The following is an 18,274-nucleotide window of genomic DNA, read 5'->3' on the forward strand; positions in this document are numbered from 1 at the left end:
TCATCGCTAACAAGCTTGTCGTTTTTTATAGCGACTGAATAGTAAGTCTAAGACTTTTTTTAGAATAAAAACGACAAGTGAAGAAAAGGCTTTTTTATTTAAGTTTTTGTTTATAAATACTTTAATTTTTTCATGTCGGTTTGGTTCGAAAAAATGTCGCAATAGTGCTAGGTGGGTTTTTATTAAATGCTACTATCAAATTTCTTATTAGGTTTAGCGTTAACTTACCTATTAATAACAAAACAATTTTAACTGTTTTTTTGATTTTAGTTATGAAGACAAGATTAAAAATCATTAGTAGGTGTGGTAGTGTTTGGTTAGATAATTGAGGTTAACCTTGATGTCGTTGGGTTGAGGTTACGAGGACCATCAATAGTTGATACTTAATGTATACGAACCTGAACATATGAAGTTATTCACCCTGATGTTTTTAAGATAATTTAGCAAGATGTAACAAGCAAAGGGGATAATAATAAATGCTGTTCACTTCAATAAAAAAAAATATAAAACCACTGTCAATAGTTTCTCTGGTTATTTCGGTCGTAATGCTAACTGGCTTTATGTCGGTAGCTAAAGAAAATAATAGTAAGAGTTCTTATATTATTAGTGCGAAAAACTTTGTTGTCCTAAAAGACAATTTGAAAAAAATGGGCGTTAAGCCAAGCCATGAATTAAGTATCATTGATTCCGTTGCGGTTGATTTAACCCCAGATCAATTAAAGCAATTAAAACAGCAGCAAGAAATTAAAGTTTCGAGTAACCATAAAGTTGAATTGAGTGCGCTCAACTATGGTCAACGTCGTTGGCAACCTAAATCCGTTGTTACCGAGCAAGTTGATGCAACTTATGTGCATAACCGAGGCAATTTTGGCGAAGGTGTCACAATTGGCTTTTTAGATACTGGTCTTGAGCAATTACCTGGCTTATCAACAGACCTAGATGGTCGAGATAAGGCATGGGGTACTTATGATGCTATTAACGATACTGTCAGCAATTATGGTGAGGAAGAAAGCGGTCATGGTACCCATGTCGCAAGTATCGCTGTTAACAGTGACTTTGATGTTAATGGACAAATTTATGGTGTTGCACCTAATGCCGCTCATGTGGGTATAAAAGCCTTTGATGCTGAGGGTAAGGCGACTTACGCTGATGTTATTCGAGGAATAGGGTGGGCATTACAAGTTAAAGAGCAAATTAATTTACGGGTCTTAAATATGTCTTTTAGTGGCCCAGTACGCTCTAATTATTGGGATGACCCGTTAAATAAAGCGGTAATGAAAGCGTGGCAAGCAGGCATTGTTGTGGTGGCCTCCGCAGGTAATAAAGGTCCAGACCCAATGACGGTAGGTGTTCCTGGAAATGTTCCATATATTATAACGGTTGGTGCGATGACAGATGATTATACACCGTTTAATTATAACGATGATAAAGTAGCATCCTTTAGTAGTGCAGGCCCAACACCTGAGGGTTTCGTTAAACCCGATATTATTGCACCAGGAGGACATATTTCAGGCTTAATGTCTTTTGATTCACAAATAGTGGCCGAACATCCGGAGTACCATGATGGTGGACGATACTTTGAAATGTCGGGCACTTCCCAAGCAGCAGCTGTGGTTTCTGGAGTAGTGGCGCTAATTTTGACGGATAACCCAGCGCTAACCCCAGACCAAGTTAAATGCCGAATTATGAGTAGTGCTTATCGAGGTGATAATACGGACGGTAGTTTACGTTACAGTGTTTTTCAGCAAGGAGCTGGATTAATCAGTGCTTATTATGCGATCGAAAGTAACAACGATGATTGTGCTAATACAGCGTTAGATATTGCTAAAGATTTAAATGAAGAAGAGCATTATTTTGGTCCTGCTAATATTAACGAAGATGGTGATTTTTATGTTGAAGGTTTAGGTCAAGAATATATTTGGGATAATGAAGATAATATTTTTATTGGTGATGGTTTGCTTTGGAAGGTCTCAAATGAAGATACTTCCGCATGGCAAGATACAGCAACAACTGATGGTTTACTTTGGAAAGTATCGTTCGAGACAGATGGTTTGCTTTGGAAAGTAAGTCTAAGTGACATCAATATAGCAACTATAGGTATCAATAGTTGGGTTGAACCACAGTAGTGGCAAAACTTACCTTAACAAGCCACTGAGAAATTAGTGGCTTTTTTATTGAAGCAGCTTAACTTTTTCTATAACTCACGGCTTAATACTCGATGTTAAAAATATTATATATTCTAGCAATTATTCTCTTTAGCACGATGAGTAATGCGAGCGAAGACCGGTTATTCAAGAGCTTCTCTTCTGATAATCCAATGTCCTATCGATTTACCATGTCTATTGCACAAGATAAAGATGGCTTTATGTGGTTTGGTGCCCAAGAAGGCTTACATCGATTCGATGGTCATAAGCTCGTTAGTTATTATCATGAAGCGGAAAAAGAGAATTCATTAAGCTCTAATGTTATTAGTCGTGTACTTATTGATAAAAAACAAAATTTTTGGATAGGAACTCGTGGAGGCGGTGTCAATTTATTTAATAATGACATGCAAAGTTTTACACATATTACGACTAAAACCCATGATGCAGCATTAACCAGTGATGCTGTTAATACCCTATACGAAGATACTAAAGGACAAATATGGGTGGGAACAGAGAATGGCTTGAATATTATTCGTCGCCAGAACGAACGTTGGAGTGTCCAACAAATTTACCAACAGCTTGGTAATGAAAATACCTTATCAAACAATACTATTCATGCGATTACCGAAACCAATAATGAAATTTGGATTGGAACAAATGGTGGCGGGATATCAGTTTTTAATTTTAAAGGGGAGTTTCAACGTACGATGAACTCTCGATTTAATAAGAAAGATTACATAACTAAATTCATAAACTCTCTATTCACAGATGCTGATGACGTAGTTTGGATTGGCACTACAGATAAGGGGTTAGTCAAATATGATGCAACATTGGATCAGTTTATCAGTTTTCAGACCATGGAAGGTGACAGTTCAAGTGTGAGTAGTAATACCATTCATTATGTCTATCAAGATTTAAGCAAAAGAATTTGGATTGCTACGGATAATGGTCTTTCTATATATAACGAGAAACAGGAAAACTTTGAGCGCTTTAATCACTCTCCAAATAACCAATACAGTGTTAGTAATGATTTTATTATGACTCTGTTTGAAGATAATGATGGTTTAATGTGGATTGGTACATTTACTGGTGTTAATCGTTGGGATCCAACAATGACAACATTTAAACAGTATACAGAAACCCGCTTCCCTATTCTCAATGCTCCTAATGTAACAAGCTTTACGCAAATTAATAAAAATGAAATTGTATTTAGTACATATAGTGGTGGTATTTTTACCTTAAATAAGTCAGAAAATAGTATACAACGATTAGCGATTTCTAGTAATTTTACAGATATGAGGATTATGACATTATTTTCGGATGATAATATCTTGTGGGTTGGCACTCGGGCTTCAGGTCTTTATAAAATCGATATGCTTACAGGCACTAGTGTTGCTTACGAGCATGATGAAAAAGATGACAGGTCAATTTCTGCGAATAGCATTACTGATATAATTAAGGACAAATCTGGAAATATATGGGTTTCAACTTTTTATCAAGGACTTAATCGTCTGAATAAAAATGATGAATTTACCCGCTATGTTAACGATAAAGATAGGCCAGAGTTTGGTCCAAGTAGTAATTCAATTTTACACCTATTAGAAGATGAACAAGGCATAATTTGGATAGCTACATATGGGGCTGGCTTAAACCGTTATGATCCTATTAGCCAAAAATTTCTTCATATTAACCACGACGATAACAATGTATCGAGTATCTCAAGTGACTTAACTTGGTTTCTATTTATTGATAACAATAAAAGTTTATGGGTCGGTACGCAAGCTGCAGGTTTAAACATATTAAGCTATGCAGATAGAGTGGCAGAGAATTTTTCATTTACCCACCTTGATACAAAAGACGGTATGAAAAGCCAAACTATTTATGGTTTGTCTCAGGATGAGTATGACGATATTTGGTTAAGCTCGAATCAAGGCGTTTCTCGATTTACGCCGTCATCAAAGCGTTTTAAACATTTTGATCTAAGCCACGGGTTAGTTGATTTAGATTTTAATCATAGCGCTATATTTAAAGACTCAATGGGAACACTGTATTTTGGCGCAGGAAAAGGTTTTTCAAGTGTTGAACCCACACAAAGTAATATCACTCTTTCTGCTCCCAAAGTTAGGTTAACCAATATACTGAAATTAAATACCGCCATAAAAGCGGAAACAGCGTTATCCGAAGTAAAGAAACTAACACTGAACTATGATGATCAGCTTGTTTCATTCGAATATGTTGGTCTTAATTATACTAATCCAGACTCTACTCAATATAAATATCGCCTCTTAGGTTTTGATCAAGAATGGCTTGATGCGGGCAAGTCGCGCCGAGTGTCTTACACTAATTTGCCAGCAGGTAATTATCAACTACAAGTTATTGCAGGCAATAATGACAATATATGGAGTGACCCCGGCTTATCACTTAATATTATTGTTAAATCAGCCCCTTGGAATACTTGGTGGGCATACATTTTATATACCTTAGCCGTGGCTTTATCTTTATTGTTTTACTCTCGATTATTAAATCGTAAATTGGTCATAGAACAGCAACAAAAGTTGTATTTAGAGCAACAAGTTCACGAAAAAACAGAGAAGTTTAAGTCGAAAAATCTAGAGCTAGCACAAGCTAATAAACAACTCGAAAAAGCGGCGATTGTTGATAAGGTTACCGGGGTCAAAAGCCGGCGCTATTTAGATATTTATATCGAACAAACTAGTCAGTTGATGAACCAAATGCATCAAAATTTGCTACCTGTGCAAAGAGATATGTTGCCACGCCTTTATATTTTGATGGTGCAATTAAAAAGCTATTCAGAGATTAGTAACAGCCAACTCATTAATATTACAGACTTGTTACTTTATAGTCGCAATAATGACGACCTTGTGATTCGCTGGTCTCATGATACTTTTGCTGTCATTGGTTATGAAAAGGGTAATAATGCCAATGAATTAGCGGCACGTTTAGCCGCTCGACTGAAAAGCGAAATTGATGATAGTACATCAATGAATATGGCTTATTCATTCTTTCCATTTAGCAGGGAAAACCCATTAGACTTAACGTGGGATCAAATCAGCGTATTGATTGAACAAGCGCTTACCTTTACCGATACAGACCCACAACTTGCTTGGTTGGGGCTATGTGGGCCTAAGTCTGCTCGCTTTGATTACTTACAACTTATGCAAAAGCGCAGCCTTGTTAACCTAAAAGAGCAGGTTATAACTAAGTCAGGCTTAAACTGACGGACGCTGCTTTTTTAATTGCTGTTGTTGATATTGCTTAGGAGTACAGGCAAACATTTCCTTAAAGCAACGGCCAAAATATGTTTGTGAGGAAAATCCAACATCAAGGGCAATGCGACCAATTTGAGAGCCGTTCTGCAATAATATTTTTGCTTTTTTAAGGCGAAACTCTTTAATGAAATTATTGGGGGTTATACCAATTAATGCTTTAATTTTGCGTTGTAATTGTCGCTCACTCATTGCCATTTTTGCTGCTAATTGCACAATGTCTAAATCGGTATCAGTGTAAACTTGGGCCGTTATTGCTTCTAGTTTTTCCAAGAATTTATTGTCAAGCGTTACCTCGTCACTACTAACGTGTGTGAGTTCTGCGACATTATCAAAACTGGTGTTTTTTCTGTTTATTTGCAGATCTTTTTGTAAGTTATTTAAATAGTGTTTTTGTAGTTTTTCACGGTTTCGGATCAAATTCCCAATACGGGTTAATAATTCCTGATGATTGAATGGTTTACTTAAATACTCATCTGCTTGTAAATTTAAGCCATGTAAACGACTATCTAAGTCAGAGCGAGCTGTTAGTAAAATGACAGGAATATGCGAGGTTAGTTCATGACTTTTGAGTTGTTTTAAAACCGCAAAGCCATCTATACCCGTTAGCATAATATCGCACACGATAATATCAGGAATATACTCTTGGGCTAAAGTTAAACCGAGCTCTCCGCTACCTGCGAGCAATGTATGATGGCTTTGTTCAATAACTTGTTTGATATGGCTTTGCATATCTAAATTATCTTCTATGACCAGTACCACCTTTTGGCTGTGGTTTCTGGTATCTTTAATTGGGTTGTGCGGCTCTGTTAATAATGACGCGACTTCTATTTGAGATATACACGTTGGTGTTGACTTCTCTTCTGTTAGCGCTGCTGCTGAAGGGATAATTAAAGAGAACTTGCTGCCTTTATTGTATTCACTAACCACATTAATTTGCCAATTGTGGGCTTTAACAAGCTCGTTAACTAATGATAGACCAATACCAACACCAAACACTCCTTGGTTTTTTTCGTCATCAGCACGTTGAAAACGTTCAAAAATCTTACTTTGTGAGTCGGGCGCAATACCAATACCCGTGTCAATAATATCAAGTGTAAAATTATCACTATTACTATGTGCGATAACTTGAATACTACCACCTGCAGGTGTGTACTTAATGGCATTAGCTATTAGGTTAAAAATGATTTTATCAAATGCTTGAGCGTCACAATCAAGCCATATAGTGTCAGGTATATCACAAGTTAACGTTAGCTTGTTTTGTGTGGCTAAGCGACTAAATGAATCCGCAGGCATCGACATTAATGTTTTTAGGCGATATGTGGCCATGGTGAGTTGTGGGTTGTCAGATAAACGGGAAAGTTCGAGCAACTGTTCAACCATACGAACGAGTCGTAAGCCATTGCGTTTCGCTGTTTTAAGTTCTTTGCCTTCTTCGTCACTTTGAGCTTTAACTAAGTAGCGATCTAAAATGCCATTGATAATGGTTAACGGTGTTCTAAATTCATGTGAAATATTGGCAATAAATTTATCTTTTAAATCTAATGCTTGTTGTTCCGCAAGTTTTCTAGCCGTGAGATTAATAAAGGTGATAACAACTAGGGGCTGTTCTTCTCTTTCCGCCCATTGTAACTCTGCTTGCACTGGAAATTCTGTACCATCTTTACGTGTTGCTGTGCACTCAATTGAGATGCCAGCGTCTTTACGTTGTAAAGTATAGACATTACTTTTAAAGTCAAAAAAGTAATGCATTTGGTCGTCAACGGAAAAAAAGTTACTGACTCGAGTCGAGATGATTTCGCGCTCCAAGCACTGGAATAGTTGCACTGCCGCAGGGTTTGCAGAAAGAACAGTACCATCGGTACTAGTGGTTAATATGGCATTACTAGAGGCATTCACTATCGCCTTATCTTCACTGTTAAGCATAGCGTTAGTTAAGCGTAAGTTAAGTTCAACTAAGGCTTGTTGTGCTGATTCTTGCAGTTTGATTTTTTGTTGTCTTTTATGGCCAATTCGATTCTTGCGATAGGTTATGGTTGCCAATAATGTCAGCGCGATACCAAGCCAAGTGATAATTAAAATTGACTGTAAGTAAGATTCAATATTGTAGTGTAATTTAAGTTCTACACCGGTTAAGTGAATTGATATTGAGCTAAATATTAACACCAAAAGGTAGACTTCAGGCGTTGACGAAGTTGTCGTTTCTTTTGACTCAGATAATGGCCTTGCCGAGTGACTAGCGGCAATATTCAGGGCGCAATAAGGTATAAAAGTTAATAGCGTTGCTAGATATATTGGCAATGAAATGAACAGCCAATGATTCAAATATTCAATAAGGTTTTCTAATAGCATGGCTGCAGCAGCTATGGTGAGTATGCTATAAATTCGACACCAAAATTTACTCTGACATTGGTAACTGTTAATTGCAAGACGGATAAAAATCAGTGCCGCAATCAAAAGATGAAATAACTGTGAAGAGGCGACTTTATCTTTGGCGTTATCAGCAAACTCAGTCGGCAATAAAACAAAGTAACTGAAACAGATTAGCGTGAAAAAAATGGCTGCAACTCGGCTACTAATGTTCTTATTGTTTTTTGTTTCACTTATATGCGGGTTAGTTTCTATTGCTAAAATAACAAAAAAATAACTGCACAGCGTGAAAAAATCTTGTAATAACAGGCTGTAATTGATGATCGTAAAGCTAAATAATAGGTTTGATATCAACGAGGATAATAATGCTAAAGTGATAAATTGCCAAAAAAGCTTCAACGCTCTTTTTTTAATAATCAAATAACAGGTAGTGACAAAACAAACACTTAAGCTTTGCAGTAGTAATAATGGTGCTTTTTTAAGCCATATTTCATCAAAATGTAAAATATCATTTATCAAAAAATAGGGGAACAAGGTCAAAATGATACTAACGCTTAAAAATAATTTTTTATATGTAATCTGCAAATTTATAACCTAATGGCAACACCTTTATTGGGGTTTACCAACTTGGTATTTATCTCGTTGTTAGCAGTATACATTATGTTAATTTATTGTGAATCATCAAGCATGGATATATCTGTAGTTTCTCTTTACGCTGGGTGGATCATAAGTTGTTTGTTAGCTTAGTAATGAGTAAATGACAAAGAGCGAATGAAAAGCTTTAAATGGAGAGGATAGCGCCGTTATAACTTGTTGCTAGCAGTATTGGTGCGGTTAATCGCACTAATACTGCTAGCTCGCTCTAGCTAGTAAAGGCTTACTATTAACGATGATGTAATGCTAATTTTTTACTAAAAGCGCTTTCATGTACAATACGGTATAAAATTGGCAACACAAACAAAGTTAATAGGGTAGAGGAAATAATTCCGCCAATAACAACCGTTGCAATGGGCCGTTGTACTTCAGCACCTGTACCAACATTAAGTGCCATTGGCACAAACCCTAGACCCGCAACTAAAGCCGTCATCAATACCGGCCGCAGTCTAACCATCGCGCCTGCTATAATACCGTTAATCAGCTGACCTTTTTCTCGGCATAAATCGCGAATAAAGCTCAACATAACTAAGCCATTTAGCACAGCAATTCCTGAAAGGGCAATAAAACCAACGCCTGCAGATATCGATAATGGCATATCTCGAAGCCACAAAGCGATAACCCCACCGGTCAGCGCCAAAGGTATTCCAGAGAAAACAATTAGAGCATCTTTTAGGCTACCAAGTGCCATGATTAATAAACCAAGAATTAGTGCTAAAGTCACTGGGATAATAATGGCTAAGCGCTTACTAGCTGAATCTAACTGTTCAAATGAGCCGCCATATTCAAGCCAATATCCAGCAGGTATGTCGACTTTATTTTGGATGCTCTCTTTGACATTTTTAACAAATGTACCTAAGTCAGTACCACGGACATTGGCCGATACCACAATACGTCGTTTACCATTTTCTCGGCTTATTTGATTGGGTGCTGGCGCTAAGCTAAGTTGAGCAATCTCTGATAAAGGCACATACTCACCATTAGGTAAAGTGATCGGTAGTTCGCTTAATTGATGAATGTTTTGTCTGACATTTTCTGGCAGTCTAACCACGATATTAAAGCGTCGGTCACCTTGGTAAATTGCGCCAACTTTTTCACCGCCAATTGCCGTCGAGAGTGCATATTGTAATTGTGCAACATTAAGCCCATAACGAGCGAGCTCTAAACGTTTTGGCAATATCGATAACATGGGTAAACCAGTCACTTGCTCTACTTGAATATCGCTAGCACCTTTAATAGTTTCAATGACTGCTTTTATCGCATTGGCTGATTTGAGAAGTTGTTCTAAATCATCGCCAATAACTTTTATACCTAAATCAGCCCTAACACCAGAAATAAGCTCATTAAAGCGCATTTCAATGGGTTGGGTCAGTTCGAAGTTATTACCAGGCTGACCTGATAATGACTCAACAATGTTGGCTGCTAATTCCCCATGACTTAAGTTTGGATTTGGCCATTGTGCCCGCGGCAGCAGCATGACATAAGTGTCGGCAATATTTGGCGGCATAGGATCGTTAGCCACTTCGGGCGTCCCTATGCGTGAAAAGACATTTTTAACTTGGGGGAACTGTTGAACTTTTAGTTCTACTGCCTTTTGCATTTCAACAGATTGGCTCAGGCTAGTGCCTGGAATTCGAATAGCCTGTAGTAACAGATCTTCCTCATTAAGTTGCGGCACAAATTCAGAGCCAAGGGTGGTTGATAGCCATATTGCGTAAGCAACCAACACAGTGCAAGCGGTTAAAATTAACCAACGCAGCTTCATCGCCATGATTAATAGTGGTTGGTATAGTGACTTAGCAATGCTGATGACAGGGCTTTCTTTTTCACTCATGTTACCCTTCATAAATAGAGCAACGGCGGCAGGAACCAGTGTTAACGACAAAATGAGTGCGGCAATAAGCGCCATAACAACGGTTGCTGCCATCGGGTGGAACATTTTACCTTCAACGCCTGTTAAGCTAAATAATGGAATATAGACAATGGTAATAATAAAAACACCAAACAGGCTTGGCCTTATCACTTCATTTGTGGCCGAGTAAACCACGTCTAAGCGTTGTTTTTGGCTCAGCGCTCCGCCATGTTTTTTCTGTGCAAGGCTCAGGCGTCTGATCGAGTTTTCAACAATAATAACTGCACCATCAACAATTAAACCAAAATCTAGCGCACCTAAACTCATCAAGTTTGCCGATATGCCAGCTTTTACCATGCCGGTGATTGTTGCCAACATAGCCAGTGGAATTACCGCTGCGGTGATCAACGCAGCACGTATATTTCCTAGTAACAAAAATAACACTACAATAACTAATAGCGCGCCTTCAACGAGGTTTTTTTGTACGGTATACATTGCTTTATCAACTAATGTTGTTCGATCGTAAACCGACTCAACCACGACGCCTTTAGGTAATGAGCGTTGAATTTGTGCTAATTTTTTTGCTACGGCTAATGCAACAACACGCGAGTTTTCGCCTACTAGCATCATTGCGCTACCAAGTACGGTCTCTTTGCCGTCGCGAGTTGCCGCTCCTGTGCGTAATGACTTACCAATAGAAACTTGGGCAATATCGATAACTTTTATCGGCACATCATCAACGACTTTAATGATCACGTGTTCAATGTCGCTAATATTTGCTAACTGACCCGGTGATCTCACGGTAAGTTGTTGACCATTTTGTTCAATATAGCCTGCGCCACGGTTACTGTTATTGGTGCGCAATGCCGTATTTAGGTCTTGAAATGAGATCGAAAACTCAAGCATTTTACTTGGCATAGGAGTAATGTGATACTGCTTGTCATAACCTCCTATGGTATTAATTTCGGTAACACCAGGCACCAACGCAAGTTGTGGCTTGATTATCCAGTCTTGAATTTCACGCAATTCGGTTGCGCTATATTGTTGGCCGTCCGGGGTTAATGCGCCAGGTAACGCTTCAACACTATACATAAAAATTTCGCCGAGTCCGGTTGAAATAGGCCCCATTTCTGGCGCTAATCCGTTGGGGAGCTTATTTTTAATCGCGGCTAGCTTTTCATTAACTAGGTTTCGAGCAAAATATAAATCAGTACCTTCATCAAATACGGCGGTAACTTGTGATAAGCCATACCGTGATATAGAGCGAGTGTAAGACAAATGCGGTATGCCGGTAAGCGCCGTTTCAATGGGGTAAGTAATACGCTGCTCAGACTCAAGCGGCGAGTAACCTAACGCTCGAGTGTTAATTTGTACTTGTACGTTGGTAATGTCAGGAACGGCATCAATGGCCAGTTTTTGATAACTCCAATAGCCCATGCCGATAAGCGCTAATATCATCGTCATCATTAACCATCGCCTTGCGATAGAAAAGCGTAAAATTGTTTCAATCATGAGTTTATCCTTAGTGGGCGTGAGATGCGCCAGCTTTACCTAAATCTGCTTTTAATAAGTAACTATTGATAAGCGCATATTCTTCACCGAAATTTAACCCCGAAATAACTTGGCTAAACTGACCGTCTGACTGCCCGAGCTCTAATTCACGCGTCTCATAACCGCCTTGATTTGTGACAAAAATAACGCGTTTACCTTCCACTTCTTGGAAAGCTCTATTGTCTACCACCAGATCGACACTGCTTTGGCTTGTTACAACACTGCCTTTAAGTATTTGTCCGGGCGACCATAAACCATCATGGTTATTTAGTGGCGCTCTTGCGGTCATAAATGTTTGCTTCTTATTGGCCATAAGGTAGGTAATTGTTGAATTTGTTTGCGCTGATGGTGATGAAACGATCACCGGTTGTCCTTTTTTGATAACGGAGGTTTGGCTTGGGAATATTTTATAATCAACCCATAACTGCTGATAATTCTCTAAAGTGAATAATGTTTGTTGGTTGACTGATTCGCCAGGGTTTACATATCGTTGCGTGACTATGCCCGAAATTGGTGCAGTAATATTATAGTGTTTAAAGCTATTATTTGACTCCACTTGCGCAATTGTTTCGCCGGCTTGTACTGTGTCTCCAACATTAACCGTTAATTTTGTTATTAAGCCAGGGAAGCGAGCACTTACATGACTTATTGCGTCGGGTCTCATTACCACGCGACCATATACTGTTAACATGTTTTTTATTTCACCGGCACTTGCTGTTGTATTAATAATGCCAGCTGCTTGGGCATCAGTAGCTGTTATTGCTATATGACCTTCCTCTTGATGTTTGTCGTTGTGGCCATCCTGGTGTTTGTCTTCATGTTGCCTTGAATGACCATCGTGATGCTCATCCGTATGTGGAGACTCTTCGTGAGTATTGCTGGCATGATTGACAGTGGCTGGCTCAGCTGTGGCAACACTTACTAATGTGCTTATGATTATTGATATAAATAGGCTGATTTTTTTCAATGCTAGGTGGAATTTTTTCATGATATGTCCTTAGAAATCGGTAACTAGTGCAGGCGTTAAACTGTATTGATCAGCCGGTAGTGGCTCGGCAATTAACTGCTCTATTTCTGTGCCGTAACGTAAAGCTGAAGATGCTGATTCAATCATTGCGCGCTGAGCTGAAAGTAGCTCTTGGCGAACACTTAAGTAATCTAAATAACTATAAAGACCCCGTTGGTAAGCTACCTTTGTTTCATCGAGTGCAGAATCTAGTGTAGGAATAATGTTATTTCTTAAGCTATTAGCGGTAAAAATGGCTTGTTTTCTGTTGGCATAAGCTCGGTATAGCTGGTGACGTAACGACAACATAGTCGCGGCTTTTTTTACTGTCACTTCATCACGTTTAGCTTGCGCTGAGATAATCGCGCCAGAATTTCGCTTAGAGCTAAACAACGGCATACTAAAGCCTGCAGTAAGCGCGGTATCATTAATATCTTGTATTTGTTTTATGCCAACGCTCCATTTGATATTGGCACTTGACTCTGTTTTCGCCAAGCGAAGCTGGGCATCTCTTAAGCGTTCTTCAGCAGCATATGTTAATATTTCAGGATTATTTTTCACCTTGTTATACAATGTGTCAAAGTCAATATCAGCAGAAAAGTGATATAAATTTCCCTCAACTTGCGCAAAAGAAGGGGTTGTTTCATGCCACATCATCGCAAGAGCCATTTTGCTGTAGTGAAGTTGTTGTTGTTCGGATGAAGCAATAAGTTTGGCATGTTCTAATGCGACGAGTGCACGCTTTACTTCTGCTTCTGGAGCAACCCCAGCTTTTGAGCGCTTTTTGACTTCTTGTATGGTTTGCTCTGCTAATAAAGTTGCTTGATTGGCTAATAATAATCGTTCTTGCGCGGCGATAACGTCTATATATCGACGGGTCACCTTACTGAGTAAGTTTAAAGCCGTAATCTTGCGTTTTGCTTCAACTTGGCCAAGCTGACTTTCGGCAACACCAATACGTGCATTTCTTTTTCCACCCAGCTCCAAAATAGAAGATAAAGACAAAGTGTATTCTGCACTTTTAAATATGCCGATATCTCCTGTGCCAGTGAAATTTTCTATTTCAAAGCCAAGTTCATAACTCGGGTTTAACGCTTGAGTTTGTAGCTGGCCTGAAAGCGCTTGTTGGCGAAATGAGAATACTTTTAGTTGCGGATTATCTTTGAAGGTTCTTTCAATCGCAGAGGTTAAGGTTAAGGTGTTTTCTGCATTCTTACTGAGCGCTGAAAAGCTGAATGACCATAACGTGATAATAAAAACGGGTAAGTAGCATGCTCTTTTTAAGGCAAGTGTTGATTTTTTACTACGTTTAGGAGGCATATTGATAAAATAATGCATCGGTTTTCCTGTTTTAAAATAAAATGTGAATAAGGTTTTAGTTGTTTTTATAACGCGCTGAAAAACGCTAAGGGAAAATGTTAGCGTTTTGGTGGTCGCAAAAGTGAGTCATAAGGTGTTTTAAAACGTGCTAACTGATCGCCATAGTTAAGCTGAATAGGGGGTTTTATTCTATTTAGGGCATAGATAAAAGTTAATAAAGTACTGGCGCAGCAAGCACAGCAGCTTGCGTCACAGTCTACGCAGTCATCTTGAACATTATCTTGAATGAACAAATTAGCGTCTCGGTCTAGTACAGGATCAACAAGAACTTTTTGCATGGTTGGTATAATGAAATTGCCACTGCTGTGATATGAGATATCATTTGTTGCATTGGCAAAAGTTGATTGTATAACAACGAAGGTAATGAATAGCGAGTAAATAGCATGGCTGTACTTACGTCGCTTTTTCGTCGGTAAGAAAATTGATATTCTTATCATAAGTACCGCTGTTTATACTCTAATAAAATGAAAGTCGCAGTTTTGTTGTGTGTTAACCAAGCTAATAATTCAATATTAATTGAATAACCACGGTAATTGGCACATCATAAACCTTACTGTAGGTGTAAGGTCAAGACGTTATGAAAATCAATCAATTAGCTAAATTAAGCCAAGTAGTTAGCAAAACTATTCGATATTATGAAGATATTGGTTTGCTGCCTGAAGCTGCTCGTAATAGTAATGGCTATCGAGAATACAGCGCTGATGATGTAGAACGGTTGATTTTTATTCGGCGTTGTCGAGAGCTACAAATTCCTATTGCACAAATAAAGCTATTAATACAAGCGCAAACAGATAATGCATCATCGTGTCATGAAGTTGATACATTGATAGAACAACAATTAGAAAAAGTGCGTAATACCATAAGTGAATTAACGCAATTAGAAAAAACACTACACACATTAGCGACTTCATGTTCAAAAGATATTGTTGCTGATTGTGTAATTTTGAAAAGCCTACAGGGCAAAGAACAGCTTGAAACTTAGCTCAAATACTGCTTATTTAAGGTTAATATGTCCGATTATAAGAAAGTCATTATGCTTGGCGCTACAGGTGCTGTAGGCAATCATACCGCATTAACATTATCCAAAATATCAACAGTTAAGCAATTGACTTTACTGGGGCGAAGACCTGCCGAAAATGTTATTGGTGATGCTGTTGCACAACACCAAGTTGATGTTTTTTCACCTCAATCTTATGCAAAATTAATATCAGGACATAACACCGCCATATGCACGCTTGGTGTTAGCCAGCCATCTAGAATAACTAAAGCAGAATTTGTTAAAATTGATAAAGATGTAGTTTTAGACTTTGCTTTAGCATGCAAAAAGTCGGGTGTAAGCCATTTCCAGCTTTTAAGTTCAGTAGGTGTCAGTGCGAAGTCTTCTTCATTTTATTTACGTACCAAGGGCGAGCTTGAAGAAGCATTAAAAGCACTTGGTTTTGAGCGCCTAAGTTTATTTCATCCATCGATGATCATAACACCAACAAATCGTTATGGTTTATCACAAGCACTGACCCTTGCCATTATGCCTTTGATTGACCCTTTGCTGATTGGAGCTATTAATAAATTTAGGAGTATTAGCGCAGCTAAATTAGGGACTGCAATAGCGATGAATATTTTTCAACAAGGCCATGCGGCGGCAATACAGACATTAGAATGGCATGATTTCATCGAATTATCGCAAGCTGAGTTACTTAATAAGTAGCGTGTTATTATTAACGACAACAGTAAAGTTTTATCGATTAGTCATTACCTAAAGCGGAGGCTTTTATCAAATATTTAGTACTTGTTATGTTACTTTTTTCTTCATGTGTTTTTGCCGGACAGTTGTATGAGCAATTTCCTGAAAAAATTGATCAAAATGCAAAGTATGTTTTCTATTCGCATGGGCTCATTGTGGAAGGGGATAACCCAACACCTGTAAGCAATCGTTGGGGAAAGTATGATTTCCCTAAAGTAAAATCAGCACTCACTGACGATGGCTATCATTTAATTGCTTATCATCGTGCTAAAAATACCAAGGCAAAAATCTTTGCCAAGAAATTAAAACATGATATTAGCTTCCTGATCACTAAAGGGGTAAAACCTGAAAATATCACCTTATTAGGTTTTTCTCGTGGCGGGGAAATTAGTATTTTGACTAGCCACTACTTAAAATCTAAAAAAGTAAGGCTTGCACTACTGGCTAGTTGTCCGAATTTTATGGAAAATCACCCTGATTACCAAGTTTACGGTGAGGTTTATTCAATCTATGAAACAAGTGATAGGGTAGGTTCATGCCAATTTTTAATCGCACAAAGTAAGAATGTTGACAGTTTTGAAGAAATTGCGATTACTACTGGTGAGGAACATGGTGCTTTTTTTAGGCCTATACCTGAGTGGCTAGACCCTTTAAAAGCTTGGTTAAATAAAAATAACTAAGCGCATAATTGACGCGTATAAACACTATTGTGCTACCTTGCCACACCGTTTTTGCCACACCATTTTTGCCACATCATTAACAAAACTGTTGAGTCAGCTGTCGCAGTAAGGTTTTGCTTATCATCAGGTTAAATTACTTTTAAGTAGCTGCGTTATTGCTATAAAGTCTTCTATTTTCGCTGAAGGAATGTCTTTTATCATGGAGTTAAACACCTTCTTTTCAACTTTTTTAAACATCGTCATTATTTCAGTACCTTGAGTAGATAGTACTAAAAATTGGCTGCGTTTATCTTTTTCATTATCGATTTTAGTGATCAGTTCTTGATTAACCAATTCTTTGATCAATCTATTAATTTGCGCTTTATCTCGCCCCATAAAGTCAGCTAACTTTTGTCCAGTACAATCATTAATGATGGAAATAACTTTTAAAGCCTTTAGATGCATTGGTGATAAATCTAATGCCAGCAATTTTATTTCATGCTTCATGTTAATGCGCACAGTGTGCACCAAACTAAAGAGCGCTTCGCTTAACTCCATTGAGCCTCCCGAGATATAGTAGACTTTATCAACTATGTGTGTGGGTTTTATTATACAGGGTAAATAAAAAAACTACTCGTATAGCTTTAAAGTATCTTGCTTTTAGTTTCGCTATTACCCTTGCTTACCCTCAAGGGCTATTAAATAGCCTCATGTAAAGCATGTAAAGCATGTAAAGCATGTAAAGCATGTAAAGCATGTAAAGCATGTTTAGTTGCGCAATGCGGTTACTTTACAATTTAATTGTCATTTAATCGTGGCGAGCTATATGGCACGGGTGTTAGCAAAATCAACAGCTATTGCTTAAAAATTAAAAAACAGGAGTAAATTATTATGGGTCCTACTATGCGAATGACACAGGTTTTATCAGTGCATGATTTATCGCCACATATGAGAAGGATCGTGTTAACGGGAGAATCACTTGCTGACTTTCCTCAAAATAAAGAAAGTGCACACGTTAAAGCCATTTTTCCTGATGTAAATAGCGAGCATAAAAAGCCAAAACTGGGTCTTTATTTAGGATTTAAAAAATGGATGCGCTCTTATACCATTCGCGCTTTTAATAAAGAAAGATTAGCCTTAACCATTGATTTTGCTGTTAATGATCACGAAGGGCTAGCAAGTAACTGGGCTTTACAAGCTAAGGTTGGCGACTATCTGGGTATTGCTGGACCAGGAGAGGTAAAACATAACAATTTACAAGCACCCAAACACTTGTTTTTTGGTGATATTACGGCATTACCGGCTATTGCGGCAACCTTAGAGAAACTGCCGTCCAATGCCCAAGGTCATGCTTACATTCAGGTGCCTGACAAACGAGATATTCAAGCTTTAGTTACACCAAAAGCAGTGCAATTACATTGGTTAGTCACTGATAATAAGTTAACGGGTGAGTTTTTAGCTGGGCTTGAATCCATCGGTCAAAACTTGGCTGACACTGCAATATTTATGGCGGCAGAAGCAAGTATTATTAAGCAGTTAAAAGCTCATCTTAATGATTATTGTCAGTATGATAAAGCAATGCTCTACGCCAGTGCTTATTGGAATAAGAAAAGATAATAAACCGGCAATA

Annotated in this window: 12 protein-coding genes; 6 read left to right on the forward strand and 6 right to left on the reverse strand. The window is 38.1% G+C overall.

What is annotated here, in order from left to right; all coding sequences use genetic code 11:
- Window positions 1–476: 476 nt before the first annotated feature.
- Together FGD67_RS20435 and FGD67_RS20440 are read left to right on the forward strand one after the other, a co-directional pair.
- Window positions 477–2,126, forward strand: coding sequence for a S8 family peptidase (locus tag FGD67_RS20435; protein ID WP_257172859.1), 1,650 nt, complete (start codon window positions 477–479; stop codon window positions 2,124–2,126).
- Between the two features lie 92 nt (window positions 2,127–2,218).
- Window positions 2,219–5,383 carry a two-component regulator propeller domain-containing protein gene (locus FGD67_RS20440; RefSeq protein WP_257172860.1) on the forward strand — a complete coding sequence of 1,055 codons (3,165 nt, stop codon included), beginning with the start codon at window positions 2,219–2,221 and terminating at the stop codon, window positions 5,381–5,383.
- On the opposite strand, the gene FGD67_RS20445 is transcribed toward FGD67_RS20440, so the two are convergent.
- The 5 genes from FGD67_RS20445 to FGD67_RS20465 form a co-directional block, all read right to left on the reverse strand.
- Window positions 5,375–8,386, reverse strand: coding sequence for an ATP-binding protein (locus FGD67_RS20445; protein WP_257172861.1), 3,012 nt, complete (start codon window positions 8,384–8,386; stop codon window positions 5,375–5,377). The genes FGD67_RS20440 and FGD67_RS20445 overlap by 9 nt on opposite strands.
- A 298-nt stretch (window positions 8,387–8,684) precedes the next feature.
- Window positions 8,685–11,819: an efflux RND transporter permease subunit gene (locus FGD67_RS20450; RefSeq protein ID WP_257172862.1), complete on the reverse strand. Its 3,135-nt coding sequence runs from the start codon at window positions 11,817–11,819 to the stop codon at window positions 8,685–8,687.
- Between the two features lie 10 nt (window positions 11,820–11,829).
- Window positions 11,830–12,846 (reverse strand): efflux RND transporter periplasmic adaptor subunit, encoded by a 1,017-nt coding sequence (locus tag FGD67_RS20455; protein WP_257172863.1) that lies wholly within the window; start codon window positions 12,844–12,846, stop codon window positions 11,830–11,832.
- A gap of 9 nt (window positions 12,847–12,855) precedes the next feature.
- Complete coding sequence (locus tag FGD67_RS20460) at window positions 12,856–14,202, reverse strand: TolC family protein (RefSeq protein ID WP_257172864.1); 1,347 nt, start codon at window positions 14,200–14,202, stop codon at window positions 12,856–12,858.
- A gap of 80 nt (window positions 14,203–14,282) precedes the next feature.
- Window positions 14,283–14,681, reverse strand: a complete 399-nt coding sequence (locus tag FGD67_RS20465; protein WP_257172865.1) for a hypothetical protein — start codon at window positions 14,679–14,681, stop codon at window positions 14,283–14,285.
- 140 nt (window positions 14,682–14,821) lie between these two features.
- Here FGD67_RS20465 and FGD67_RS20470 point away from each other — a divergent pair, with 140 nt between their 5' ends.
- From FGD67_RS20470 to FGD67_RS20480, 3 genes are all read left to right on the forward strand, one after another.
- A complete protein-coding gene (locus FGD67_RS20470; protein ID WP_257172866.1) occupies window positions 14,822–15,226 on the forward strand; it encodes a Cd(II)/Pb(II)-responsive transcriptional regulator in 405 nt (134 codons plus the stop codon).
- 27 nt (window positions 15,227–15,253) lie between these two features.
- Window positions 15,254–15,949 carry an NAD(P)H-binding protein gene (locus FGD67_RS20475; RefSeq protein ID WP_257172867.1) on the forward strand — a complete coding sequence of 232 codons (696 nt, stop codon included), beginning with the start codon at window positions 15,254–15,256 and terminating at the stop codon, window positions 15,947–15,949.
- 122 nt (window positions 15,950–16,071) lie between these two features.
- Window positions 16,072–16,665 carry an alpha/beta hydrolase gene (locus FGD67_RS20480; RefSeq protein WP_257172868.1) on the forward strand — a complete coding sequence of 198 codons (594 nt, stop codon included), beginning with the start codon at window positions 16,072–16,074 and terminating at the stop codon, window positions 16,663–16,665.
- A 123-nt stretch (window positions 16,666–16,788) separates the two neighbouring features.
- Here FGD67_RS20480 and FGD67_RS20485 read toward each other — a convergent pair whose 3' ends face one another.
- Complete coding sequence (locus FGD67_RS20485) at window positions 16,789–17,202, reverse strand: MarR family winged helix-turn-helix transcriptional regulator (RefSeq protein WP_077285219.1); 414 nt, start codon at window positions 17,200–17,202, stop codon at window positions 16,789–16,791.
- A 333-nt stretch (window positions 17,203–17,535) separates the two neighbouring features.
- Between FGD67_RS20485 and FGD67_RS20490 the strand changes: the two genes are divergently transcribed.
- The gene (locus FGD67_RS20490) at window positions 17,536–18,261 is read left to right on the forward strand and encodes a siderophore-interacting protein (protein WP_257172869.1); all 726 of its coding nucleotides are present in this window, start codon (window positions 17,536–17,538) and stop codon (window positions 18,259–18,261) included.
- The last annotated feature ends 13 nt before the right edge of the window (window positions 18,262–18,274 follow it).

This window comes from Colwellia sp. M166, assembly GCF_024585285.1.
In the GTDB taxonomy this organism is placed as follows: Bacteria; Pseudomonadota; Gammaproteobacteria; order Enterobacterales; family Alteromonadaceae; genus Cognaticolwellia.

Excerpts from the sequence above, each read along its gene's own strand:
- FGD67_RS20435 (WP_257172859.1), top strand. The coding sequence starts at position 477 with ATGCTGTTCACTTCAATAAAAAAAAATATAAAACCACTGTCAATAGTT.
- FGD67_RS20440 (WP_257172860.1), top strand. The coding sequence starts at position 2,219 with ATGTTAAAAATATTATATATTCTAGCAATTATTCTCTTTAGCACGATG.
- FGD67_RS20450 (WP_257172862.1), bottom strand. The coding sequence starts at position 11,819 with ATGATTGAAACAATTTTACGCTTTTCTATCGCAAGGCGATGGTTAATG.
- FGD67_RS20455 (WP_257172863.1), bottom strand. The coding sequence starts at position 12,846 with ATGAAAAAATTCCACCTAGCATTGAAAAAAATCAGCCTATTTATATCA.
- FGD67_RS20460 (WP_257172864.1), bottom strand. The coding sequence starts at position 14,202 with ATGCATTATTTTATCAATATGCCTCCTAAACGTAGTAAAAAATCAACA.
- FGD67_RS20465 (WP_257172865.1), bottom strand. The coding sequence starts at position 14,681 with ATGATAAGAATATCAATTTTCTTACCGACGAAAAAGCGACGTAAGTAC.
- FGD67_RS20470 (WP_257172866.1), top strand. The coding sequence starts at position 14,822 with ATGAAAATCAATCAATTAGCTAAATTAAGCCAAGTAGTTAGCAAAACT.
- FGD67_RS20475 (WP_257172867.1), top strand. The coding sequence starts at position 15,254 with ATGTCCGATTATAAGAAAGTCATTATGCTTGGCGCTACAGGTGCTGTA.
- FGD67_RS20485 (WP_077285219.1), bottom strand. The coding sequence starts at position 17,202 with ATGGAGTTAAGCGAAGCGCTCTTTAGTTTGGTGCACACTGTGCGCATT.
- FGD67_RS20490 (WP_257172869.1), top strand. The coding sequence starts at position 17,536 with ATGGGTCCTACTATGCGAATGACACAGGTTTTATCAGTGCATGATTTA.